Annotated in this window: 24 protein-coding genes; 19 read left to right on the top strand and 5 right to left on the bottom strand. The window is 37.3% G+C overall.

Annotated features, from left to right (window positions below):
• The 15 genes from yidD to CVS92_RS00600 all read left to right on the top strand — a co-directional run.
• Nucleotides 1-301: membrane protein insertion efficiency factor YidD (yidD, locus tag CVS92_RS00670; RefSeq protein ID WP_107788152.1), on the top strand; the 301-nt coding region annotated here is incomplete at its 5' end.
• 1 nt (nt 302) lies between these two features.
• Nucleotides 303-1,856, top strand: a complete 1,554-nt coding sequence (gene yidC, locus CVS92_RS00665) for a membrane protein insertase YidC (RefSeq protein WP_107788151.1) — start codon at nt 303-305, stop codon at nt 1,854-1,856.
• Complete coding sequence (locus CVS92_RS00660; RefSeq protein WP_107788150.1) at nt 1,856-2,917, top strand: Jag N-terminal domain-containing protein; 1,062 nt, start codon at nt 1,856-1,858, stop codon at nt 2,915-2,917. Before yidC ends, CVS92_RS00660 begins: the two co-directional genes overlap by 1 nt.
• The gene (gene mnmE / locus CVS92_RS00655) at nt 2,914-4,239 is read left to right on the top strand and encodes a tRNA uridine-5-carboxymethylaminomethyl(34) synthesis GTPase MnmE (RefSeq protein WP_107788149.1); all 1,326 of its coding nucleotides are present in this window, start codon (nt 2,914-2,916) and stop codon (nt 4,237-4,239) included. The genes CVS92_RS00660 and mnmE overlap by 4 nt, the downstream gene beginning before the upstream one ends.
• Nucleotides 4,240-4,265: 26 nt before the next feature.
• Nucleotides 4,266-5,000 (top strand): hypothetical protein, encoded by a 735-nt coding sequence (locus tag CVS92_RS00650; RefSeq protein ID WP_107788148.1) that lies wholly within the window; start codon nt 4,266-4,268, stop codon nt 4,998-5,000.
• Nucleotides 5,001-5,032: 32 nt separating this feature from the next.
• On the top strand, nt 5,033-5,770 hold the full coding sequence (locus CVS92_RS00645) for a hypothetical protein (RefSeq protein ID WP_107788147.1): 738 nt from the start codon (nt 5,033-5,035) through the stop codon (nt 5,768-5,770).
• Nucleotides 5,771-6,113: 343 nt separating this feature from the next.
• Nucleotides 6,114-8,303: a phosphoribosylformylglycinamidine synthase subunit PurL gene (gene purL / locus CVS92_RS00640; protein WP_107788146.1), complete on the top strand. Its 2,190-nt coding sequence runs from the start codon at nt 6,114-6,116 to the stop codon at nt 8,301-8,303.
• Nucleotides 8,304-8,306: 3 nt separating this feature from the next.
• On the top strand, nt 8,307-9,368 hold the full coding sequence (locus CVS92_RS00635) for an SDH family Clp fold serine proteinase (RefSeq protein WP_107695291.1): 1,062 nt from the start codon (nt 8,307-8,309) through the stop codon (nt 9,366-9,368).
• Between the two features lies 1 nt (nt 9,369).
• Nucleotides 9,370-10,104, top strand: a complete 735-nt coding sequence (locus CVS92_RS00630) for a TerB family tellurite resistance protein (RefSeq protein WP_107788145.1) — start codon at nt 9,370-9,372, stop codon at nt 10,102-10,104.
• Complete coding sequence (locus tag CVS92_RS00625; protein WP_087584325.1) at nt 10,105-10,677, top strand: hypothetical protein; 573 nt, start codon at nt 10,105-10,107, stop codon at nt 10,675-10,677.
• Nucleotides 10,678-10,698: 21 nt separating this feature from the next.
• Nucleotides 10,699-12,231, top strand: a complete 1,533-nt coding sequence (purH, locus tag CVS92_RS00620) for a bifunctional phosphoribosylaminoimidazolecarboxamide formyltransferase/IMP cyclohydrolase (RefSeq protein WP_107788144.1) — start codon at nt 10,699-10,701, stop codon at nt 12,229-12,231.
• A gap of 80 nt (nt 12,232-12,311) precedes the next feature.
• Complete coding sequence (gene msrB / locus CVS92_RS00615) at nt 12,312-13,352, top strand: peptide-methionine (R)-S-oxide reductase MsrB (protein ID WP_107788143.1); 1,041 nt, start codon at nt 12,312-12,314, stop codon at nt 13,350-13,352.
• Between the two features lie 73 nt (nt 13,353-13,425).
• The gene (locus CVS92_RS00610; protein WP_021090578.1) at nt 13,426-13,764 is read left to right on the top strand and encodes a hypothetical protein; all 339 of its coding nucleotides are present in this window, start codon (nt 13,426-13,428) and stop codon (nt 13,762-13,764) included.
• 1 nt (nt 13,765) lies between these two features.
• The gene (locus CVS92_RS00605; RefSeq protein WP_107788142.1) at nt 13,766-14,956 is read left to right on the top strand and encodes a peptidase M50; all 1,191 of its coding nucleotides are present in this window, start codon (nt 13,766-13,768) and stop codon (nt 14,954-14,956) included.
• Between the two features lie 3 nt (nt 14,957-14,959).
• On the top strand, nt 14,960-15,253 hold the full coding sequence (locus CVS92_RS00600) for a metal-sulfur cluster assembly factor (RefSeq protein ID WP_021091019.1): 294 nt from the start codon (nt 14,960-14,962) through the stop codon (nt 15,251-15,253).
• Between the two features lie 89 nt (nt 15,254-15,342).
• On the opposite strand, the gene ftsZ is transcribed toward CVS92_RS00600, so the two are convergent.
• From ftsZ to CVS92_RS00580, 4 genes are all read right to left on the bottom strand, one after another.
• On the bottom strand, nt 15,343-16,482 hold the full coding sequence (ftsZ, locus tag CVS92_RS00595) for a cell division protein FtsZ (protein WP_087579938.1): 1,140 nt from the start codon (nt 16,480-16,482) through the stop codon (nt 15,343-15,345).
• 14 nt (nt 16,483-16,496) lie between these two features.
• Nucleotides 16,497-17,924, bottom strand: coding sequence for a cell division protein FtsA (gene ftsA / locus CVS92_RS00590; RefSeq protein ID WP_107788141.1), 1,428 nt, complete (start codon nt 17,922-17,924; stop codon nt 16,497-16,499).
• 6 nt (nt 17,925-17,930) lie between these two features.
• The gene (locus CVS92_RS00585) at nt 17,931-19,388 is read right to left on the bottom strand and encodes a peptidylprolyl isomerase (RefSeq protein WP_107788140.1); all 1,458 of its coding nucleotides are present in this window, start codon (nt 19,386-19,388) and stop codon (nt 17,931-17,933) included.
• Between the two features lie 139 nt (nt 19,389-19,527).
• The gene (locus CVS92_RS00580) at nt 19,528-20,115 is read right to left on the bottom strand and encodes a class II aldolase and adducin N-terminal domain-containing protein (RefSeq protein WP_084108231.1); all 588 of its coding nucleotides are present in this window, start codon (nt 20,113-20,115) and stop codon (nt 19,528-19,530) included.
• 127 nt (nt 20,116-20,242) lie between these two features.
• On the opposite strand from CVS92_RS00580, the gene rsmH reads away from it, so the two are divergent.
• Both rsmH and CVS92_RS00570 read left to right on the top strand, forming a co-directional pair.
• Complete coding sequence (gene rsmH, locus CVS92_RS00575; RefSeq protein ID WP_107788139.1) at nt 20,243-21,166, top strand: 16S rRNA (cytosine(1402)-N(4))-methyltransferase RsmH; 924 nt, start codon at nt 20,243-20,245, stop codon at nt 21,164-21,166.
• Nucleotides 21,167-21,168: 2 nt separating this feature from the next.
• Nucleotides 21,169-21,462 (top strand): hypothetical protein, encoded by a 294-nt coding sequence (locus CVS92_RS00570; RefSeq protein WP_021090986.1) that lies wholly within the window; start codon nt 21,169-21,171, stop codon nt 21,460-21,462.
• Between the two features lie 120 nt (nt 21,463-21,582).
• Here the strand turns inward: CVS92_RS00570 and CVS92_RS00565 are convergent, their stop codons facing one another.
• Complete coding sequence (locus tag CVS92_RS00565; protein WP_107788138.1) at nt 21,583-22,086, bottom strand: hypothetical protein; 504 nt, start codon at nt 22,084-22,086, stop codon at nt 21,583-21,585.
• Nucleotides 22,087-22,189: 103 nt separating this feature from the next.
• On the opposite strand from CVS92_RS00565, the gene CVS92_RS00560 reads away from it, so the two are divergent.
• Nucleotides 22,190-23,056: a D-amino acid aminotransferase gene (locus CVS92_RS00560; protein ID WP_107788137.1), complete on the top strand. Its 867-nt coding sequence runs from the start codon at nt 22,190-22,192 to the stop codon at nt 23,054-23,056.
• On the top strand, nt 23,053-23,499 hold the full coding sequence (locus tag CVS92_RS00555; RefSeq protein ID WP_107788136.1) for a DUF523 domain-containing protein: 447 nt from the start codon (nt 23,053-23,055) through the stop codon (nt 23,497-23,499). Before CVS92_RS00560 ends, CVS92_RS00555 begins: the two co-directional genes overlap by 4 nt.
• Nucleotides 23,500-23,506 lie beyond the last annotated feature (7 nt).

The following is a 23,506-nucleotide window of genomic DNA, read 5'->3' as shown; positions in this document are numbered from 1 at the left end:
ATATATTTCCATACTTCTACCAAAAAGCTGTCGCTATTATCCGACTTGCTCACAATACGCTATTTGGGAATTTCAAACAAATAGTTTTTTTTCTGCTTTTTTTGCAACCTTCATGCGAATTTTAAAATGTAATCAGCTTTTTAAAGGCGGTATCAACTACCCAATCATCTACAAAAAATTTAACTTATGTTTTATATCTCAAAAAAGTGATACCAGAAATGTAAATTTTTGGTTTGTCCCTTGTCAGAATAGTAAATTTTATGTCGTAAAAGTATTAGATAAATTAAAGGAAAAAAAATAAAATGGAACAGATGTCTATGCAAAAAAGGTTGCTTCTTGCAGCGCTTTTATCTATTGTTTTTTTTATAGTGTATGATTTTTTTATGCCAAAAAGAGTGGTGCCTGAGCAAAACCAAACTACAATCTCTCAAGCAATAGATCAAAATAAAGCTCCAAATATAAATCAAAATACACCAAAATCAAATGAAAATTTAGCTTCAAATGAGATAATCGCTACTATCAAAGGTCAAAGCTACGAAGCAAAAATAGATAAGCTAGGAAGAATTTCAAAATTCTATCTAACTGAAGAGAAATATAAAACAGAAGATGGCAACAAAATTGAGCTTGTCTCACAGAATCCATTGCCACTTGAGCTTAGATTTAACGATAGTACGCTAAATACCGATGCTTTTAAGGTTGCATATAGTAGTGACGCTAGTGAGATAGATGCTAGCAGTGAGCCTAAAACTATAAAACTTACTCAAAATTTAGATGGAGTTACAGTTACAAAAAATATCAAATTTTACCCAAATGGCAGATATGAAGTTGAAGTAAATTTAAGTAAAAAAGTTGATTATTTCATCACTCCTGGTTTTAGGCCAAACATCGCAGTAGATAGCTACACAGTTCATGGCGTTATGCTTAGAAATGCAGATGATAGCCTAAATATTATAGAAGATGGTGACGCCAAAGAGGTTAAAAACTATGCAAATACCACAATAGCAGCCGCCTCTGATAGATACTATACGACGCTATTTTACTCATTTGAAAAGCCATTTGAAGTAGCCTTAGACAAAGATTCTAACAACAATCCTATTCTTTTTGTAAAGGCAAATGATAATTTAAAATTAGGCGCATATATTGGACCAAAAGAGCATAAAATTTTAAGTTCGATGGATGAGAGACTAAACGATGTTATTGAGTATGGTTGGTTTACATTTATAGCAAAACCGATGTTTGCATTTTTGAATTTCTTACATAACTACATTGGCAACTGGGGTTGGGCGATAGTTGTGCTAACGCTTGTTATAAGGATAGTTTTATTCCCACTTACATATAAGGGTATGTTATCCATGAACAAGCTTAAAGAGCTTGCTCCAAAGGTAAAAGAGCTTCAGACAAAATATAAAGATGATAAGCAAAAAATGCAAGTTCATATGATGGAGCTTTATAAAAAGCATGGAGCAAATCCAATGGGTGGCTGCTTACCGATCTTGCTTCAGATTCCGGTATTTTTTGCGATCTACCGCGTTTTACTAAATGCGATCGAGCTAAAAGGTACTCCTTGGGTACTTTGGATACACGATCTTTCAGTAATGGATCCATATTTTGTATTGCCTATTTTGATGGGTCTTACGATGTTTTTACAGCAAAAGCTTACACCAACGACATTTACTGATCCTATGCAAGAAAAGGTGATGAAATTTTTACCTCTTATATTTACATTTTTCTTCGTGACATTCCCAGCTGGTCTTACACTTTACTGGTTTGTAAATAACGTTTGCTCAGTTGTTCAGCAAGTATTTGTAAACAAACTTTTTGAAAAACATAAAAAAGCTACGGAGGTAAAGGCTTAATGAAAATAGAAGCAAATACCCTTCAAGAGGCATTTCAAAAAGCAGCCGAGCAGCTTAACTGCTCAGTAACTCAGCTTGATATAAAAGTTTTACAGCATCCAAGCAGTGGTTTTTTGGGATTTTTTAAAAGAAGTGCGATCATTGAAGCAAATTTAGAAAATCAGCCAAAACCACAACACAAGCCAAAAAATGATAAAAATTTTGTTAAAAAAAATGATGAGAACGAGGCTATAAAAGAAGATAAAAAGCAAGCTAAAAAACACGATCATAGTGATAAAAAGCGAGGCCCTAAAAAACATAGAGATGAAAAAAGCGAAACTAAATTTGAGCAAAAAGAACATAAAAATGAAAAGTCAAATTTAAGTGAAAAAAATGAAGCTCTAGCTAAAGATGCATTTGCTCAAAAGAGTGAAGAAGAGGCTGAACCAGGATATGTGATAAAGAGACTTGATGAGCCAAAAGAAATAAAGGAGCCACAAGCTAGCAAAAATGCTCCTAAAAATATTTTAGATAATTCTATTATTGAAAATTTTAACCAAACTGATGAAGATAGTGCAGCTCAAGCTTTACAAAAAGAAAAAAAAGAAAAAGCAACAATCGACTTTGATAAAATTTTACCTGAGATCAAAGATGGCGTGAACCGTCTTTTTAAGGCAAGTTGTTTTGATATTAGTAAAATTGAAGTTAGCAAATTTGACGATGAAACGGTGCTTATAGAGCTTGACGGAGCTGATGCGGCGCTACTTATCGGCAAAGAGGGCTATAGATATAAAGCGATATCTTACATGCTTTATAACTGGCTAAACTCAAAATACAACCTTGCTATCCGCCTTGAAATCGCGCAATTTTTGCAAAATCAAGAAGCGATGATGGATCAGTATCTAAATGGCGTGATCGAGCGTGTGCAAAATAGTGGTAGAGCTCAAACAAAGCCACTTGATGGGGTTTTGGTTAAGATCGCACTTGAGAAGCTTCGCGAGAAATTCCCAGATAAATATGTTGGCATAAAAAGTGGCAATGACGGCAAATTTGTCGTCGTAAATGACTTTTTCAAAAAATGAGTGAAACTATCGCAGCCCTTGCCACAGCTTATGGCATCGGCTCAGTTTCTATCGTAAGGCTTAGCGGCAAGGACGCCTTGGCCACCTCTTTAAAACTTCTTAAACTTTCAAATTTAGAGCCAAGATACGCGAAACTAGCCAAAATTTACTCCCTTGATGATGAAATTTTAGACGAGGGCATTGTTATATATTTTAAAGGCCCAGCAAGCTTTACAGGCGAGGATATCGTCGAGTTTCAAACTCATGGTGGCGTTATGGTGAGTGAGAGAATTTTAAATGAACTAATAAGGGCTGGTGCAAGGCTTGCTATGCCAGGCGAGTTTAGCAAGCGAGCATTTTTAAATGGCAAGATGGATCTAGCCAAGGCTGAGGCTATGCAAGGGCTCATCACTTCAAAAAGCGAGATCGCTGCTAAAATTTTAACCCGCCAGATGCAAGGCGATCTTAGTAGATTTGTTAGTGAGATCAGAAGCGAAGTGGTCAAAACTCTTGCCTTTGTTGAGACGATGATTGATTATGCTGATGATGATCTGCCTACAAATTTACTAGAGCAGACCAAGCAGATGCTTTTAAAAAATAGTGAGAAGCTAGAGCGCATAGCCGCACTTAGTGAGCAAAGAAGAGGCCTGATTGATGGCTTTAAGATCGCCATCGTTGGTAAGCCAAATGTTGGCAAAAGCTCCATTTTAAACTCATTTTTGGCATACGAGAGGGCGATCGTTAGCGACGAGGCGGGCACGACCAGAGATAGGATAGAAGAAAATTTCAAGATTGGCTCACATCTGGTTCGCATAATAGATACCGCTGGCATTAGAAAAGATGCTGGAAGGATCGAGCAAATCGGCATAAACTACTCAATCTCGGCTATAAACGAGGCTGACATTATCCTGGCTGTCTTTGACGGCTCAAATCCAAGCGATGAGCAAGACAAAGAGATAATCAAGCTCGTTTCTAACTCAAGTAAAAAAGCCTTTTTTATCCTAAACAAAAGCGATCTTGCATTTAAATTTGACATAGAGTTAGAGAGTGCTATCAAAATTTCAGCAAAAACCGATACGAGCGTAGTTTTAAAAGAGCTTGAGAGCTACCTCAAGACACAAGATACCGACGAGATAATGCTAAGCTCAAACCGTCAAATTTTAAGTTGCAAAGAGGCGAGCGAAGCTTTAAAAAGAGCGTTAAATTTGCTTGTCGAGTCTGAGCTCGAGCTTTTTGCTTATGAGCTAAATGCGGCGATAGAGCAAATCTCGTCAATCACGAAGCCGTTTGAAAGAAGCGAAATTTTAGACGAAATGTTTAGCAGCTTTTGCCTGGGCAAGTGAGCGAATTTATCTTAAAGGAGAAAACAATGAAAAAAATTCTATCAGTCGTCGCTTTGGCGGCGTTATTTAGCGGTTGCGCGCCTTTGCAAGATAAACTAACGGGTACGGACTCATCCGAACCAAAGTGGAGTAAGTATTTTGAAAACGACGGCAACCTCGGCAATATCGCGTTTTACTCGGAAAATTTAAGCAAAACTTACGCGCTAAAAGACGGCGACGTCATCGGTATGGCGATCGTAAAAAGGGCCGATATGGCGCTGAAACTGGGCGATATGTATGCGCTAAACGGGCTTTCGTTTACGGTACTTGAGCTTGACGACAAGGAAAAATTCGGCTATCGCTACGTAAATATGCGCGATGAAGCCGAGCATGAAGCCCTAAAAAAGGCAAAAACGGTCAAATTTTATCAGTTTGGCGGCGGCATATTAGAGAGCGTAGTTTTTAGTGCGGACTCGGGCGCCGTGTGCGAGAGTTTTGCGGCGGACAAGACGGTAAAAGCTCATGCGGTGACTAATTATTACGATAAAGAAAGCGTCGACAATAGCGAATTTTTCGCGACCCTGATGGATATCGGAGTGAAAAAAGGCAAAAGCGCCGAGATCAAAAATCTAGACTTTAAATTTTTCGTTAGCGACGGCAAGCTTGCTAGTACGCAAACGCGGGCTCGCTCGGCGGATTTTAGAAGCAAAGTCATAGACGCCGACGCTAAAAAACAGGAGCAAATCCTATCAAACATCGTGTGCGCCGCGCCTAAAAACTGATCGCTTTTATCAAATTTAAACGCGAGCGCGAGATGAAAAAATTATTTCTAGCGGCTATTGCGGCATTGGCGTTTAGCGGTTGCGCGGCCATTACAGGCGAGATGGGCGGCGAGAGAGCGTGGCGTACGTATATGGAAAACGACGCTAGCATACAGCAGATCGGATTTATAACCGAGACTACGGTCTACGAGATGAGCGGCGGCAAAACAGAGGAAAAATTCGGCGACTACATGGGTAGGGCCGAGGTGAAATCGCCGGGCGAGAGCGACTCGGCGAGCCAAAATCTAGGCTGGGTTTATGCAAGCGGCGACGGCGTAAAAACTCTGATAGTAATTGATCTTGATAGCGGTAGAAATGTAGATTTGAGCGATAAAGACGAGATAAAAAAGCTACAAAACTCAAAGAAATTTAAGTTTTACGAATTTGGCGGCGGGATCCTTGAGAGCGTGGTTTATAGCGCGCAAAAATCTCCTGTTTGCAAGGCGTTTTTTGGCGGCGAACCTATAAGCGCTAGAAGCGTGACGAACTACTACGTGGGCGCGTCTGACGAGTTTTTCGCTACCGTGATCGACGCGAAGATAGTCGGAAACAAAGGCTTTGAGATAAAAAATTTAGACTTTAAATTTAACCTGCCTAGCAGCAAGCTAGCCGAGGTTAAAGAGCAGGCGACTTCTGGGAAATTTAGACAAGACGTCATCGATCAAGACCTCAAAAAGCAAGGGCGTATCCTGCTAAACATACTTTGCTACTATAGTATGCCGAGCAAGTAGGCATTTGTGGCGGGTAATCGCCTGCTGAATTTGACGGAGTATCGGACTTTCTTGCGTCAAATTTAGGGTTCTAGTATGCTTAAATTTTTATTTTCCACAGCTAGTTCAAATTTGGCATTTGTCTAAAATTTGAGCCGTTCACCAAGACCCGTACCGCAAAAATGCTAATTTTTCGGTTAAATTTATAGCCGAATCAATAACTACAAATATAACATTTTGGCTTGCTATATGAAGTTTAGACTCTTATTTTATTCGTCAAATTTGTTCTGTTTTCGCTCCTTTGGTTTATCATCTTTTTATGCAAATTTAAGTAAAATCAACCAAAATTTTTTAAAGGCCAAAAATGGACAAAGCTACCATACAAGCACATAAAATCAGCGACGAAGAGTATGAAGAGATCTTAAAAATTTTAGGACGCGAGCCAAATTTACTAGAGCTTGGCATATTTTCAGCAATGTGGAGCGAGCACTGCAGCTATAAATCAAGTAAAAAATACCTAAACGGCTTTCCGACAAAGGCGCCTTGGGTCATCCAAGGACCTGGCGAAAATGCCGGTGTCATCGACGTTGGAGACGGGGTTGCGGCTGTGTTTAAAATGGAGAGTCACAACCACCCAAGCTTTATCGAGCCGTTTCAAGGCGCTGCAACTGGCGTTGGTGGAATTTTAAGAGACGTCTTTACAATGGGCGCAAGAGTCGTTGCGAATATGAACTCGCTTCGTTTTGGCGAGATAAGAGGCGAGAGCGAGCTAGCTAAAAAACATAGATATCTACTAAAAGGAAGTGTGGCCGGCATAGGGCATTATGGTAACTGCATGGGTATCCCAACGATCGGTGGCGAAACCACTTTTGATCCTAGCTTTAATGGCAATATCCTAATCAACGCCTTTGCACTTGGCCTTTGTAAAAGTGATGAAATTTTCTACGGTAAGGCTGAAGGTGTAGGCAACCCAGTCATTTACGTGGGCTCAAAGACCGGCAGAGACGGACTTGGCGGCGCTGTGATGGCTAGTGATAGCTTTAATGACGAAAATAAATCACTTCGCCCAACGGTGCAAGTAGGCGACCCATTTGCCGAGAAGCTGCTTATGGAGGCATGCTTAGAGCTTTTTAAAAAGGACTACATCATCGGCATCCAAGATATGGGCGCAGCAGGACTTACAAGCTCTAGCTTTGAGATGGCTGGTAGAAGCGGTAGCGGCATGAAGATGTATCTAGAGCGCGTACCGATGCGCGAAGTTGGCATGACGCCTTATGAGCTAATGCTAAGCGAGTCTCAAGAGCGTATGCTAATATGCGCCAAAAAAGGCTACGAGCAAAAGGTGCTTGAAATTTTTAGAAAATGGGACCTTGACGCTGAGATCATCGGCGAGGTCACAAGTAGCGGCGTGATGCAGCTTTACTGGCATGGTGAGCTTGCAGGCGAAATCCCTATCGGCCCACTTAGCGAGGCAGCTCCGGTGCTTGACCGCCCAGTCGCACGTCCAAAATACCTTGATGAGATAGCAAATTTACAAATTCCAAATAATGTTGATAACAAAACCGCATTTTTCAAGCTTTTAAAAGAGCCAGAGGTGCTAAATAAAAGCTTTATTTACGATCAATATGACGCAAACATCCAGACAAATACTATAAAACAGCCTGGTCACTTGGGTGCTGCAAGTATCAGAGTAAAAGGCACTAAAAAGGCCGTCTCTATGGCTGCGCAGTGCGATCCTAGAGCAAATTTCGTTGATCCTAAAATTGGCGCTGCAAGAGCCGTTGCGGCAGCTGGCAGAAAAGTAGCGATGAGCGGCGCTGTACCACTTGCGATCACCGACTGCCTAAACTACGGCAACCCACAAAATCCAGAGGTGATGTGGCAGTTTAAAGAGGGATGTGAAGGCATAAAAGAGGCTTGCCGTGAGCTAAATACACCAGTCGTTAGCGGCAACGTGAGCCTTTATAACGACACTGACGGCGTTAGCGTCTATCCAACGCCAGCCATCGTCACAGTTGGTGTAAATGAGGATGCAAACTTAAATCTAAAAAGCACATTTTTAAGCGAGGGCAGGGCGATTTACCTACTTGGTGAGACAAGCGGGGAATTTGCTGCCTCACTTTACGCAAAGGCGCTATTTGATGTAGTCGGTGGAAGGCTAAAAGAGGTTGATTATAAGAGTGAGCGAGCTCTGTGGGACCTAGTGATCGAAGCAAATAAAGAGCAAATTTTAGAATTTGCAAATAGCGTAGGCGTAGGCGGTCTTGCTATTACGCTAGCAAAAATGGCTAGTATTTCAAATATCGGCGTAAACTGCGAAGCGAAATTTAAAGAGTCAAATTTTATCTTTGATGAAAGCTTTTCAAGAGCAGTTGTTGGCGTGAAAGACGAGGTTAAATTTGAAGCTCTTGCTGCTAAATTTGGTGTGAAATTTGAAAAGATCGGTGTCAGTGGCGGCAGAAGATTTAAACTAAATGATATTGATAAGAGCGTAGACGAGATAAGAGAAATTTATCTAAATGAGTTTGCAAAAATAGTTAGAAAAGAGGATTAAAAAATGGCTTTGAAAAAGGGCAAGGTCGCTGAGGCTGAAAATGAGCAAAAGGAAGCAGAACAAGTTGAAAAACGAGGCGTAGCAAAGCCGCCAGTACTTTTTAGTAAGACACAAAATTTAATAAAATCAATTGAAAAAAGACTAAACGCTACTTTGATAACTTACTATAATTCAAACGCTGGTAGCGTTTGCGGCAACGATGCAAGTGCTATGTATGAAATTTTAAAGGGTAAAAAGATAGATACTGCTTATCTTTTTATAAAAAGTGACGGCGGAAGTGGAATAGCTGCTCTTAGGATCATTACTACACTTAGAAATTACTGCAAAAATTTAATAGCTCTAATACCTGCAAACTGCGCCTCAGCTGCTACCATGATGGCACTTGGTGCAAATGAGATCGTTATGGGGCCACTTGCCTATCTAACGCCTGTTGATACCTCGCTCAAACACGAGCTTAGTCCGACAAACAAAGGCAATGAGCTTGTGAGTGTTTCGATGGACGAACTTAGTCGTGTTGTTAAGCTTTGGAAAGAGCAAGACAAAGATAGGCCAAACGACACAAACCCTTATAATTCGCTTTATGAGTATATTCATCCGCTAGTCTTTGGTGCGGTTGATCGTGCTAGCTCGTTATCGCTTAAGATTTGCACCGAGCTTCTTAGGTACCACATCGATGATGATAAAAAGATCGCAGAAATTTCTGAAAGGCTAAATGGCGACTACCCAGCTCACGAATATCCGATCCTCTTTAGAGAGGCGCACGAGATCGGCCTTCATGTAAAAAAGATGGATGATGATCTAAATGAAATGCTTCAGGAGCTAACGCTACTTTACTCAGAGATGGGACAGCGAGCTTTTACTGACTATGATGAAAATAGCTACCACGATAACAATATCGCAAACATTATTGAAACAAATGGCAAGCAAATTTACTATCAGATAGATAAAGACTGGTTCTACCGCCCTGAAGAGCGTCGCTGGAACGTGATGAACGACGAGAGCTCATGGCGCAAAAATGAGCTGGTAAATGGCAAGATAAAAAATACAATCTATCACTTGTGGTAATATGTCTGGAGTTCTGTTTTTACTGATATTAGGCGGTGCGATATTTTTATTTATGAATGTCCAAATAGGTAGTAACCGCAAGAAACAAGCAAATGTAGATGAGGCTAAATTTCTAGTCTCACTGCTTGCAAAAGTCGCTAAAAGTGACGGCAGAGTTAGCGAGCTAGAGGCTAGGCTGATCACTCAAGTGCTTGATGATCTAAGCCAGAAAGTTAGCGGTGTTAGCGGCGTGCGCGAGTATCTAAAAGAGGTCTATAACAGCCAAAAAGAAAATGTAGATAACGCCTATGAAACCGCTAGAAACTACAAGCGTGCTTTTAATCTAAACTACGATACCTGCGTGGCTAGGCTCACTTTTTTTCTAAATTTGGCCTATATAGACGGTGAGTTTAACAAAAGCGAGCAAGACGTCATAAGAAATATCGCTTATGGATTTGGCATTGATAAAGAAACGCTTGATGAGATCATCTTTAAATTTGATAGCTTTTATGGCTCAAGATTTGAGGCAAATACTGATGAAGTAGTCCAAGAAAAAGATGCGTTTGAGGTTTTAGGACTTAGTAAAAATGCAAGTCTTGACGAGGTAAAAGCTCGCTATAAAGAGCTTGTAAGGCAGTATCATCCCGACATTTTAATGGGTAGGGGCGAGAGTAAAGAGGTGATAGAGCGCTCAACCAAAAAGCTTCAGGAGATAAACGAGGCTTATGGGCGATTAAAAGAGAAATTTGGAGTTTAGATGAAGAAATTTATTATTTTGCTGCTAGCGGTGGCTGGCTTTTGTAATGATTTTAAAGTGGTAAATATCGATGGAAAAGAGATAAAATTTAAGCTTACGCAAAGCGAGCTTTATCGAGATCAAAGGTTGGTCATCAGCAACTACGATGTTAAAGATAGCAATGTGAGCATAATATTTGTCGATAAAGATGGCAACAAGAGCGACATTATGTCAGTTAAAGCAAAAAAATTAAATGAAATTAGTGAGTATATCTTTTCGTATGATCGCGGCATAAAGGTGATGAAATTTAGCTCGGAAAAGCCGATATGCGAGGCGCTTGAGAAAGAGGAACCTGTAAATTTAAGCGTATTAGATGCGAGATATTTTGATGGCAATCAAATTTCAAGCTATGCCTTTAGCGTTGATATTGTTGGTCAAAAGCGTGAAAACTTTGTAGAGAGAAAAGACTATTATATAGATGCAGCTGCAAATGTTATGATTACGCTAGAAGCCTTATCGATAAAGAATATCGCAAAGGATATAAAAATGGGGCAGCTTTTGCTTGTAAAAGGTATGTGTTTAACAAAAAGATAAAAATTTAATAAAGGAGAAAAAATGAGAGCATTGCTTAGCGTTAGCGATAAAGAGGGCATTGTAGAGTTTGCAAAGGGGCTAGAAGAGCTTGGCTGGCAGATACTTTCAACTGGCGGTACATTTAAACTTTTAAAAGAAAATGGTGTCAAAGCAACTGAAGTTAGCGAATTTACGGCGTCGCCTGAGATGTTTGAGGGCAGGGTAAAGACGCTTCATCCAAAGATACATGGTGGCATTTTGCACAAACGCGACGACGCTACGCATGTGGCTCAGGCAAAGAAGTATGGCATCGAGGGCATCGACCTAGTTTGCGTAAATTTATATCCATTTAAAGAGACTACCATCAGGACTGATGACTTTGCTGAGATCATCGAAAATATCGACATTGGTGGCCCAGCCATGGTAAGAAGTGCTGCTAAAAATTTTAAAGACGTGCTTATCGTTACAAGCGTGCTTGATTATGATGAAATTTTAAAGCGCCTAAGAGAAAAAAGTGATGATTTTGAGTTTAGAAGATCACTGATGATAAAGGCATTCGAGCATACAGCGGCATATGATAGCATGATCGCAAACTATATGAATGATAGATTTAATGGTGGTTTTGGCGATGCTAGATTTATCGTGGGAAGCAAGGTTTTTGACACAAGATACGGAGAAAATCCACACCAAAAAGGCGCACTTTATGAGTTTGATTATTTCTTCACAAACAACTTTAGAGCCCTAAAAGGCGAGGCAAGTTTCAATAATATGACCGATATAAATGGCGCATTGATGCTTGCAACTAGCTTTGATGACGCGCCAGCAGTGGCTATTATCAAGCACGCTAACCCTTGCGGCTTTGCGGTAAAAGATACGTTGCTTGAGAGCTACGAGGCTGCGCTTAAATGCGATCCGATCTCAGCATACGGCGGCGTGGTAGCAATAAACGGCACACTTGATGAAAAGCTAGCTAAAAAGATAAATGAAATTTACGTTGAGGTGATAATAGCTGCAAATGTCGATGATGCTGCGCTTAAAGTATTTGAGAGTAAAAAACGCATCAAAATTTTCACTCAAGACAATAAATTTTTAGTTCGCTCAAATGATAAATTTGACTTTAAGCACATCGATGGCGGTTTTGTATTTCAAGAAAGAGACTTCGTAAAAGACGAAGAGCTTGAAAATATGAAGCAAATGAGCAAGAAATTTGCAACTGGCAGCGAGCTAAAAGACGCTCAAATAGCGTGGAAAGTGGCTGCGCTAACGAAGAGCAACTGCGTAGTTTATGTAAAAGATGGTGCAATGGTAGCTATTGGCATGGGTATGACAAGCCGCGTTGATGCTGCTCGTGCGGCCGTGGCAAAGGCAAAAGAGCTAAAAATTGATCTAAGTGGCTGCGTGCTTGCTAGTGAGGCGTTCTTTCCATTTAGAGATAGCATCGACATCGCCAGCAAAGTGGGCGTAAAATGCGTCATCGAGCCAGGCGGCAGCATCAGAGATGATGAGGTGATAGAGGCTGCCAATGAGCATGGCATGTCGCTATACTTTACTGGCGTTAGACACTTTTTGCACTAAAATTTAGGGGCACTTGCCCCTTTCTTCACACTTTATAACTTTGATTTTCGTATAATCTTTCAAAAACGAAAGGAGATAGAATGAAAAATATCTTAAAATTTATCTTAATGGCGGCAGTGTTTTTTGGTCTAAATTTGATGGCAAAAGATGAGCTTATAAAGGAGCAGACGATGGCAGGGCAAAATTTGAAAGAAATTTATCTAGCAGGCGGTTGCTTTTGGGGTATGCAGGGGTATTTTAAAAAGATATTTGGTGTAGTGGATACAAAGGTAGGCTACGCAAATGGCAAGAGCGAAAATACTAGCTACCGCGAGCTTCATGAGAGCGATCATGCCGAGACGCTTTATGTAAAATACGACGAAAACAGAGTCGCTTTGGCTGAAATTTTGGCTCACTTTTTTAGAGTGATCGATCCGACCTCATTAAATAAACAAGGCAATGACGTCGGTAGGCAGTATAGAAGCGGAATTTACTATGTGAGCGAAAGTGATCTGCCAACGATAGAGAGCTTTATGAAAATAGAGCAAAAGAAATTTAAAGATAAGATCGTGGTTGAGGTGGCGCCACTTAAAAATTTTGTCTTAGGTGAGGAGTATCATCAAGACTATCTTGATAAAAATCCTTTTGGATATTGTCACATTGATCTAGGCTTAGCTGATAAACCGCTTTATGATGAGGCGAAATTTAAGCCGCTTAGTAAAGATGAGTTAAAGAAAAATTTAAGTAGCGAGCAGTATGCCGTGACGCAAGAAGCGGCGACTGAGAGGCCATTTAGCAGTGAGTATGATAAATTTGATAAAAAAGGCATTTATGTAGATATAACGAGTGGAAAGCCACTTTTCTCAAGTGCAGATAAATTTGATGCAGGATGTGGCTGGCCAAGCTTTACAAAGCCTATCACGACAACAGCTCTTTCGTATAAGGAGGACAACTCTTTTATGATGAAACGGGTCGAAGTTAAGTCTCAAAATAGTGACGCGCACCTTGGGCATGTTTTTGATGATGGTCCAAGCAATAAGGGCGGACTAAGATATTGCATAAACGGTGCGAGCCTTAAATTTATACCGCTTGAAGATATGGCAAGACTAGGATATGAGGAATTTATACCTTATGTAAAATAGCTTTTGTTGAAGCAAATCAATAGTTTGAAAAGTTTAATCAGAGTATAATTCTCCAAAATCAAAAGGAGAAAAAATGAGCGATTTTTTCAAAAACGCGGAGCAGTTTAATGTCGATGGTGCAACTGTGCCATTTTATAAATTTAATGAAAATGGTGTAAATTTTGTTGGCTTTGATTCACGTCCTTGCGTGCCGCCAGAGCCAATGGTCAATGCATTAATCGCTATTAAATTTGCTGATAAAAATACAAAAATTATGATGCTAAATCATAAATTTCCAGCTGGTCTTATACCAAAGATAGATAAGAGCTTTGATATAGAGCGTGAAGATATAGATGGTGGGGCTGTAAAGATGATTTTTAGCCTAAAAGATGGTGCAAATATAGAAGACGTAGATACTAGTCTTTGCCACTAAGATGCTTTTAAATACTTACGCACCACCATTTAAGCTAGTTGGTGGATATTTTATTGCTGGAATTTTCTTTTTAGCATTAAGTGTGCCGGCATTCTTTTATGCAGATTTTGATGCGATTAGCTCACTAAATACAGCTGGTTTTTTGCATATATTTTTTGTTGGCTTTGTTATGAGTATTATTATCGGAGCGCTCTATCAGCTAACCTCAGTCATCTTAGAAAAGCCGTTTTTTACAGCAAAAGGTGCTATTTTAAATTTGGCTATTTTTTGTCTATCATTGCTGGGCATGTGCTACGGGATGTTATTTGCTGAAGCTAAAATTTTACAAATTAGTGGAGTTTTGCTTTTTTGCTCGCTTGCTTTTTTTGCTACGACTTACGCATTAAGCTTTATGGATAATGAAAAAAAGAGCTTTGCAGCCTTTGCACTTTTTGTTTCAGCTATCTTTTTGATAATTGGAATAACGCTTGGTTTTTGCTTGCTTATGATACTTAGTGGCACGCTGATGCTTGATTTTGAGATGACACTAAAATTTCATGTTTATTTTGTGCTGGGATTTGTATTTCTTGTGATACTTGGAGCTGCTAGTGTACTCCTACCTATGTTTGCATTGGCTCACGATCTAAAATTTACACTTAGTAAGGTCTCACTAGCATGCCATATTTTGGGCGGTGTCTTACTAGCTTTTAATGAAAATTTATCTATTTTGTCAATATGTGTGGCGGCTTTACTTTTTATAGCTCAAGCACTTTATATTTTAAAAAAGCGCGTTAGAAAGGCGTATGATTACTGGAATGTAAATATAGTGCTTTCGTTGGTGGCTTTGCTTGGTGCCGCTGTTTTTATAGCTTTAGATAAATTAAATTTAGCTGCATATTTTTTAATATATGGCTTTTTGTTTGCTTTTATCGTAGCTCATCTTTACAAGATCGCACCATTTCTCATATGGTATCACTACGTAGCGCCTTTTGTCGGAAAGGTAAAAGTGCCACTTCTTGATGCCATGATACTAAAAAAGATAGCTTATTTTGGTATAGCTTTTAATGCTATCTCGCTTCTTTGCTATCTTCTCTCAACTTGCTTTGAACTAGAAATTTTAGTGCAAGCAGGTATGATTTTTATAGCTCTTAGTATAGTTTTACTATCAATAAATATAATAAATATTTTTAGATTTACTGGTTTTAAAGGATAAAAAATGAAAGAAAAAATTTATAACGCACTGTCAAATATTGTTGATCCAGAAGTTGGCTTTGATATCGTTTCGCTTGGACTTATATATGATGCGAGCTGCGATGAAAATGGCAAAGCAAAGGTTACTATGACTCTTTCAACCAAATCTTGCCCACTGCACGAAATGATACTTGGCTGGGTAGAAACTGCCGTGCTTGATATAGAAGGTGTCAAAGAGTGTGAGATCGATCTTGTCTGGGAGCCTGAGTGGAATATACAAATGGCAAGCGATTTTGTAAAAGCCCAACTTGGAGTTTAAATTTTAAGTTTTTGGATTTAAAGGTTTGTAAATTTCTAATAAGCTAGAGAGCAAAAGCTCTCTAGAAATTTTAAGGAGTTTGTTTTTTATTAGTCCATTTGATGGCGCATAAATGATGGTACATCAAGTTGTGACATATAGTCTTCGTCATATCCACCACTAACTTTTTTAAGTCTTAATATACGCTCTTTTTTTATGATATCGCTTGCATTAGAAGTTTGTACTTCATCTTTTTTTTCAGCTTCTTTTTGTGAGCTTTGAAAACCTGTTGCTATTATTGTAACTTCAACTTTATTGTCTTCTATTTTGTCATCAGTTGTTGTACCAAATATAATTTCAGCATCTTCATCCGCTGCCTCATGAATAATACTCATCGCATTATTAATATCAGCTAGTGGGCAACTAGGGCTTATTCTAAAATGAACTAAAATACCAAATGCACCATTTATTGTCATGTTATCAAGAAGCGGTGATTGTATAGCATTTTTTATAGCTTCTTGTGCTGCATCTTCGCCACTTGCTTCGCCGACACCCATTAAAGCCAGTCCTCTATGGCTCATAATCGTTCTAACATCTGCAAAGTCTAGGTTTATATCACTTTTTCCTGAATCAAGTACAATCGTACTCATACCATTGACGGCTCTTGCAAGTACTTCATCAACCATTTCAAAGCTTTCTTTTATGCCAGCATTTTTATCAATTAATGTTAAGAGCTTATCGTTTGGAATGACAACAATAGAATCGCTTTCTTTTCTGAGCTCCTCAAGGCCACAATCAGCTAATTTTCTACGTTTTTTTCCTTCAAACATAAAAGGCATAGTAACAACTGCAACTGTTAGTGCACCAATATCTTTTGCAGCTTGAGCAACAACTGGAGCAGCACCTGTACCAGTTCCACCACCAAGTCCTGTACCAATGAAAACTATATCTGATGTCTCAAGTGCACTTTTTACTTCATCGTAGCTCTCTTCAGCAGCGGCTTTTCCTATTTCAGGTCTCATGCCTGCACCTAGACCTTTTGTTGTCTTTTCTCCAAGCTGTATTTTTGTATGTGCAAGAGAATTTTCAAGAGCCTTAGCATCTGTATTAGCAACAATAAGATCTATATTTAAATTTGGATTAACTCTTATTATGTGGTTGACCATATTGCCACCACCTCCACCTACACCTACGACTTTTATCTTTGCACCATAGATGCTTTTATTTTCTTCTACTGTGAAGCTACTCATTTTTGAAATTCTCCTTAAAATAATTGTGTAATACTATACCAAAATTTTGCAAAAGCATTTGGCTTTTTTTCTTGTTTGCTAATATCTGCAATATTGGCAAGCTCTTCTTTGTTTTTTGATTTATTTGCTATCTCTAATTCAAAATCTTTATCAGAAAAACTATCCTCTTTTTCATTTGGATCCTGCACCTCTTGTCCAAAATTTTGTACATTTTCTTCTTCTGCAAAAACATTTCTAAAATTTACTTTCGGTTTTGAGGCTATTTCCCCTTGGTATCTCATTTTTTTCTCAGAATCAATCTCGTATGGACTAAAATTACCAGCACCATACAAACAAAGCCCTATAGCACAAGAATTTGCTGGGTCTCTTAAAATTTCAAATAATCCATCCATTTCTTTTGGTTTTGCTATACGAACTGGCATTTTGTCAAATATCGCGGATGCAAGATCTCTAATACCTTCTAGCTTAGTCATACCGCCAGTAAGTATTATTCCGGCACCAATGCTATCTTTATAGCCACTATCTTCTAGCATCTTGGCAAGTACCATAAGAGTTTCTTCTGCTCTGGCATATATAACATTTGATATTATATCTAGTGAAACTTCGTGGCTTTTTGTTTCATCTCCAAGGATCGGAAGCTCTATTAGATCAACTGACTTATTTATTAAAGCGCCATAACCTAATTTTATCTCTTCTGCCTTTGGAAGTGGTGTATGTAGAGCCATAGAAAGATCATTTGTAATGTTTGCTGAGCCAACAGGTAAAAATTCATTGTATCTTATAGAATTTCCAGAATGCACTACAAGATTACAAGTAGCACCACCCATATCAACAAGTGCGGCACCAAGCTCTTTCTCATCTTTTGTTAATGTTGCTATCGCAGAAGCATATCCTGAAAGGACTATGTTATCTAGTTGAACGCCTGCTAAATTTACAGCTTTTCTTAGGTTGCTAATAGATGATTTTTGTACTGTAACAATATGTGTTTGCACTTCCAGTCTACTACCATTCATGCCTATTGGATCTTCAATGTGTTCTTGTCCATCTACTTTAAAATTATAAGGAAGAACATGTAATTTTTCATATTCATGAGGTATATCGGCTGTATGATCGGCCATTTGCATAGCACGTTCGATCTCTTTTATACCTATTTCATGATTTGGTATATTTACTACACCACTACTATCAACACTTTTTGTATACGCACCAGAAATAGAAACTATAACTTTTTCATAGCGTGTTCCTGCAACTCTTTGTGCTTCTATCAATGCATTTTTTATTGACTTTGCAGCTTGCTCAATATTGGTTATAACGCCTTTTCTTATTCCCTGCGTTTTTTCAGTTCCAATTCCAATTATCTTAATACCGTTTTCATCATGTTGTGCTATTACTGCACAAATCTGGAAAGAGCCGATATCTATACCTAAAATTTTTGTACTCAAGATAAATTACCTTTTGATATATTCTTTAATTTCATAGTATTTTTTAAGTTTGTTTGTTAAATCTTTTATTAACTCATTATTTTTAAGCATTGTAACGTTTTGCTGTGTTATTTGCTTATAGTTATTATCTATATTATCTACAAGCAACCTTTGTTCCAAAATGTCGTATATAACGGCCTTATCTTCTAATATAACATAATCTTTTTTGTTGTTAGTTTCAAAAAGTTGAGAAACAAAAGCTCTAGTTTCACTTTCATTTAGTCCTAAGATAGAGCCATTTATATCTCTATTGATAAAGCCTATATCAGTTCCTTTGAAATTTTGTAAAGACTCTTTTGCTATGGTTATTAAGCTTTCTTTTTTCTTTTTATCTTTGTAAATTTCAAGCACCATTGCTCTTGCTTGTTCAAAACTCATAGGTTGTGGAGGAGTTATACTTTTTACTCTAACTATCAAATATCCATCTTTATATGTAAACGGTTTTATCACCTCACCAACTTTTGCCCCTTTTATTTCATCGAGCGAGAATGTCGCATTATCTTCATTTATACTAACAAATTCATTTGTTGCAAGCTCAGCTTTTTTGATAGAGGTATATTTTTTTAAAGCATCGGTCTTACTTTTCTCAATATTGTAGTCTTTGACAACTTCAGTCTTTACTTCGTCAAATGATTTGATTTTATCATCAGAGCCTTTGTATCTCTCCTTGTTTTCGTTATAGTAGTCACTCAAAGTAGTTTGATTTACATCATTTTTATTTGACTCTATAAAGTATGTTTCTAGACCGTATATAGTCTTTGTCATATAGTTGTTTTTATTTGCTTCCCAAAGATTCTTTAGCTCTTTTTCATCTATTTTTATATCGCTTTGATTAGCATTTATTATCTGTATTGCTAATTTGTCTTGCATAAAAAAGCTTGCTTCCATCATTGCAATGTCTTCTTTGCTAGCTGGTAAATTTAAAATAGTTCTAAGCTTATCAAGTAGTATTGTTAGTTTTAAATTTTCTTCAAAATCAGTTGGATTTATTCTAGCTCTTCTTAAAATATCGTAGTATAAATTTTTATCAAAAGTACCATCTTTTTGAAATGTTGGATCAGCGATTATATATTTTAAAATATCATCTTTACTAACACTAAGACCTATATCGTCTGCAAAATTTAATAGTAAATTCTCTTGAATTGTAGCCTGAAGTGCGGCATTTTGTAAACCTAACTCATTGGCCTTTTCTTGCGTTAATTTACCATCAAAAAGATTATTGTAGTATTGATATAAACTATCGTATTTTTGTTGCAGTTCTTGAATGCTTATATTTCTGTGTCCTACTTTTGCTACTGAAGTGGCTCGATTGCTGTTTAAATCATATGCTCCCCAGCCTACAAAGCCTGCTCCAACAAAGGCTATTGTACTTACCCAAATGGTAACAACTAGGTATTTTTTATGTTTTTGCATCCAAGACAACATTAAATTTTCCTTTAAAAGACTAACGAAATTTGTATGATATATTATATAAAATTGCCTTAAATAAGCTTAAAATAGGGGCTTTAAAAATATCTTTGTGGAGGATTTTGCTAACAATTTTTTAGTATTGTTAGCAAAATTTTTAAATACTATAATCGCTATAACCACTAGTTAAATGAAGCAATTTGCAGCTATTTTCTAGCAAAGCTATCTCTTTTGCAAGAAGCTGAGGGCTTCTACTGTATGCGTAAATGCCATATCCTTTAACGATAATAATGTTTGTATTTTTTTCTAGCATATATCTATAAATTTCAGTTTCTGCACGTTCATACCAGTCATCATATTGTTTTGGATCATAAACAGAAATTTTATCAAATCTCATATACCCAAAATAATCTTTCGGTACAATTTTTTCATGTTTCATTGCGTAGGCAGTTGCGTATGGTGGCATCGCGTAGCAAACAAATCTTGCCTCGTTTATATTTTTATAAATATTTAAGTGTATATCAGCATCAAGACTAGCTTCATTCCAACGATAGTCTTTTTTTGATGAAAGAAGCGTCAAGTCATCATCTTTTAAATTATCAAAAATGGCATTTTGTTTATTGATTATAAATTGATTTTTTTCAACTCTTGCTGAAATCGAGCCGTGAAAGACGCCAAAAAAATTCTTTCTAAACATAGAAAGTGATATTGTTTTTATCTCATTTATTGAGTGTTCTAGCTCCATTTTTTCTCCTACATTTAATCGATTATATTTAAGCTATCTTAAAATTTATGTAAAATTTTGTGTAATGATAGCTTTTTAAGTAAAATTTCGATAAATTTTCCACACTATTTACTATAAAGAGGCAGTATTGCAAAGTCCACATATCAGTGTTTTACTTGATGAAGTTCTATCTTTTTTTAAAAATTTAAATGGAAATTTTATAGATTGCACGCTTGGATATGCCGGACATTCTAGTGCCATTTTGTCTCAAAATAAAAATTTAAATTTAATTGCCTGTGATAGAGATAACGAAGCTATAAATTTTTCACTAAAAAAACTTGAGCCATTTGGTAGTAGAGTTAAAATTTATAAAAGTAACTTCTCTGAATTGACTAGCAAGCTAAGTCAAGAAGAAATTTTAAATGTTAGAGGAATTTTGGCTGACATTGGTGTTAGCTCACTTCAGATAGATAAAGACGATAGGGGCTTTGGTCTTGGCTCAAGCATGCTTGATATGCGCATGGACAAAGAGCGAAATTTTAGTGCATATGACGTTGTAAATGATTACTCTTTTGACGAGTTGGTTAGAATTTTTAGAGATTATGGCGAGCTAAAAAATGCTGCCGGGATTGCAAACAAGATTATAAATGCTAGGAATTTAGGCAAGATAACGAGTGCAAAGGAGCTTGCAAATTTAATAGGTACAGCCCAGATAAAAGGGCGCGGAGTTAGCCCTGCAATACTTGCCTTTCAAGCCATCAGGATAGAAGTAAATGGTGAGCTAGATGAGCTAACAAATTTACTTGATAGTATAGAAAAATGTGGGTTTAAAGATTGTCTTGTGTCGATTATTACATTTCACTCGCTTGAAGATAGGATCGTAAAAGAGCGCTTTAAAAAATGGGCTAATAGCTGTATCTGCCCGCCTGGTGTTTATAGATGTGAGTGCGGAAATAACCACGAACTAGGCGAAATTTTGACCAAAAAGCCACTAACAGCAAGCCAAAATGAGCTAAAGATAAACTCACGAAGCAAGAGCGCAAAACTGCGGGTTTTTAAGATAAAGGGATAAAGATGCAAGAAAAAGAAGAGCTATTGACGCTTCATGATGAGGAGCAAAAACGTGAGGTAAATTTAAGCTTTAAGACATTAGTGATGGTCTATTTAGCTGTTTTTATAGCTCTAGCTATATTTTTGCCAAAAATTTACATAGCAAATCAAATTTATTATATAAGTAGAGATATAGCGGACATTAGCGGTAAGCGAGATATGCTTTTAGAGGAAAATAGAGCTCTTAATATAAAGCTCGAAAATTTACGTTATAAAAATCAAATTTTAAATAATATGCAAGAGCGTCAATGGAAATAACTGAACATTTAAAGTTTTTAAATTTCGGTGATTCAATTACATTGGCAAATAATATAGCCATTTTGTATATAACTGCACAAAAATAAAATTAGCTCAATAAACAAAGCCAAGCTTAACTTGCTAATTACTTTCTTTTTGAGAGATTAGCTTTTCATATATATATTGTTCTAAATCTTTTTTTGATACGTCATTTTTTATAGCAGTATTATAAATTTCTTCGACCTTGCTTGAGTATTTTTCATAGCTAAAATAAGGAAAATGCACACTCCAAGCTTTCTTGATAAGATCGTGACTTATCTCTCTTCTTGCCCAAACTTTAAACATATCAAAGCCAATGAAAACGGCCGAAGTGACGACAGCAGTCGCTATTATCGATATATGCGCGTCAGTTTTTGCTAAAAAATGATGCGTGATGATTAACAATGGAAATAAAATGACAAAACAGATAAGTGCGTAAATCTGATAGAGCTTGATGTGGTTAAATCTAAAATTTAGCTTTGCTCCATCTATTAGCATGCCTTCGTTAAAAAGGGCATTTGCTTCAAGTATATCCCTGAATAAAACTGGCTGTTTTGAAACAAAAAAAACGTTTTTTATGATTCTATCTTTTAAAGTTTCTTGCATTTTTTATAGACTTTTTACCTTTGAAATTTTGGCTCATTATATCTAAGAATCTATAAATTCAAACAAAATTAGATACAATTTGCCCAAAATTTAAGGAGCTAAAATGGCAGATCAAGCTTTACAAACCGTCTTTTTAAATGGAGAATTTTTGCAAAAAGACGAGGCAAAAGTTAGTGCTTTTGATAGAGGATTTATATTTGGTGATGGAATTTATGAGGTTGTGCCTGTGATAAATTCAAAAATGGTTGATAAAGATGGATTTTGGGCGAGATTTGAAAGAAGCTTAAACGAGATAGATATAAGCTTGCCCTACGAAAAGGAAAAATTTGAGGCGATCTTAAACGAGATAATCTCCAAAAACGCTTTAAAAGAAGGCGGAATTTACATGCAAGTAACAAGAGGCGTGGCGTTTAGAAATTTCTATTTTATGGAAAATTTAACACCAAGCGTCTTTATCTTTTGCTACGAGAGTGAAATTTTAAACAATCCTGCTGCAAAAACTGGCATAAAAGTCGTAAGTGTCGAGGATATCAGGTGGAAAAGGCGCGACATCAAATCTATCTCGCTTCTAGCTCAGTGCTATGCTAAAAATGAAGCTCACAAAAAAGGCGCAGACGAGGGCTTTATGGTGGAAAATGACTTTGTCACAGAGGGCTGTAGCTCGAGCGCTTTTATCATCAAGGATAAAACTTTAATCACAAAACCGCTTTCAAATGAAATTTTGCCAGGAATTCGCCGTATGAGACTTTTAAAGATCGCTAAAGATATTGGCCTTAAGATAGAGGAGCGAAAATTTAGTATGGATGAAGTTTATAATGCTGATGAAGTCTTTATCTCGGCTGCTACGCTCATACTCTTACCAGTCGTTTATGCTGATGGCAAGGCGATAAATGGTGCAAAAGTAGGAGAAATTTCAAGCAAACTTCGTGAAATTTATGCTGGTGAACTTTTAAAAGAAGTCGGGCTTTGAGAGAAAAAATCTTAATAAGTGCTTGCCTGGTCGGCATAAATTGTAAATTTAACGGCGAAAATAATCTTTTAAATAAAGATGTTTTAGATGAAATTTCAAAGAAATTTCATTTGCTTTTTGTTTGTCCTGAAGTTTATGGTGGACTTAGCACGCCGAGGGAACCGGCTGAGATGAAAAATGGTGTGGTTGTTTGTAAATTTTCAGGTAAAGATGTGAGTAAAAATTTTAAAAGTGGAGCAGAAATTTGCCTAAAGATAGCCAAGCTAAATGGTTGCAAAAAGGCTATTTTAAAATCAAAAAGTCCAAGTTGTGGAAGTGGACAAATTTATGACGGAAGTTTTAGTAAGAGGCTTATTTTAGGCGATGGCATCACAGCAAAACTGCTAAAAGAAAATGAAATTTTAGTTTACAGCGAAGATGAGATAGTAGGGCTTGATGTTTGATAAACTA

The organism is Campylobacter concisus (assembly GCF_003048555.1).
Classification (GTDB): Bacteria; Campylobacterota; Campylobacteria; order Campylobacterales; family Campylobacteraceae; genus Campylobacter_A; species Campylobacter_A concisus_AO.
This window is presented reverse-complemented; position numbering and strand designations above follow the sequence as displayed.

Coding starts and splice junctions, on each gene's coding strand:
- CVS92_RS00570 (WP_021090986.1), top strand. CDS start 21,169: ATGCAAGAAAAAGAAGAGCTATTGACGCTTCATGATGAGGAGCAAAAA.
- CVS92_RS00635 (WP_107695291.1), top strand. CDS start 8,307: ATGGCTTTGAAAAAGGGCAAGGTCGCTGAGGCTGAAAATGAGCAAAAG.
- msrB (WP_107788143.1), top strand. CDS start 12,312: ATGAAAAATATCTTAAAATTTATCTTAATGGCGGCAGTGTTTTTTGGT.
- purH (WP_107788144.1), top strand. CDS start 10,699: ATGAGAGCATTGCTTAGCGTTAGCGATAAAGAGGGCATTGTAGAGTTT.
- CVS92_RS00605 (WP_107788142.1), top strand. CDS start 13,766: ATGCTTTTAAATACTTACGCACCACCATTTAAGCTAGTTGGTGGATAT.
- CVS92_RS00600 (WP_021091019.1), top strand. CDS start 14,960: ATGAAAGAAAAAATTTATAACGCACTGTCAAATATTGTTGATCCAGAA.
- mnmE (WP_107788149.1), top strand. CDS start 2,914: ATGAGTGAAACTATCGCAGCCCTTGCCACAGCTTATGGCATCGGCTCA.
- CVS92_RS00645 (WP_107788147.1), top strand. CDS start 5,033: ATGAAAAAATTATTTCTAGCGGCTATTGCGGCATTGGCGTTTAGCGGT.
- purL (WP_107788146.1), top strand. CDS start 6,114: ATGGACAAAGCTACCATACAAGCACATAAAATCAGCGACGAAGAGTAT.
- CVS92_RS00565 (WP_107788138.1), bottom strand. CDS start 22,086: ATGCAAGAAACTTTAAAAGATAGAATCATAAAAAACGTTTTTTTTGTT.
- CVS92_RS00610 (WP_021090578.1), top strand. CDS start 13,426: ATGAGCGATTTTTTCAAAAACGCGGAGCAGTTTAATGTCGATGGTGCA.
- yidC (WP_107788151.1), top strand. CDS start 303: ATGGAACAGATGTCTATGCAAAAAAGGTTGCTTCTTGCAGCGCTTTTA.
- CVS92_RS00625 (WP_087584325.1), top strand. CDS start 10,105: ATGAAGAAATTTATTATTTTGCTGCTAGCGGTGGCTGGCTTTTGTAAT.
- CVS92_RS00585 (WP_107788140.1), bottom strand. CDS start 19,388: ATGTTGTCTTGGATGCAAAAACATAAAAAATACCTAGTTGTTACCATT.
- ftsZ (WP_087579938.1), bottom strand. CDS start 16,482: ATGAGTAGCTTCACAGTAGAAGAAAATAAAAGCATCTATGGTGCAAAG.
- CVS92_RS00660 (WP_107788150.1), top strand. CDS start 1,856: ATGAAAATAGAAGCAAATACCCTTCAAGAGGCATTTCAAAAAGCAGCC.
- CVS92_RS00560 (WP_107788137.1), top strand. CDS start 22,190: ATGGCAGATCAAGCTTTACAAACCGTCTTTTTAAATGGAGAATTTTTG.
- CVS92_RS00630 (WP_107788145.1), top strand. CDS start 9,370: ATGTCTGGAGTTCTGTTTTTACTGATATTAGGCGGTGCGATATTTTTA.
- CVS92_RS00580 (WP_084108231.1), bottom strand. CDS start 20,115: ATGGAGCTAGAACACTCAATAAATGAGATAAAAACAATATCACTTTCT.
- CVS92_RS00650 (WP_107788148.1), top strand. CDS start 4,266: ATGAAAAAAATTCTATCAGTCGTCGCTTTGGCGGCGTTATTTAGCGGT.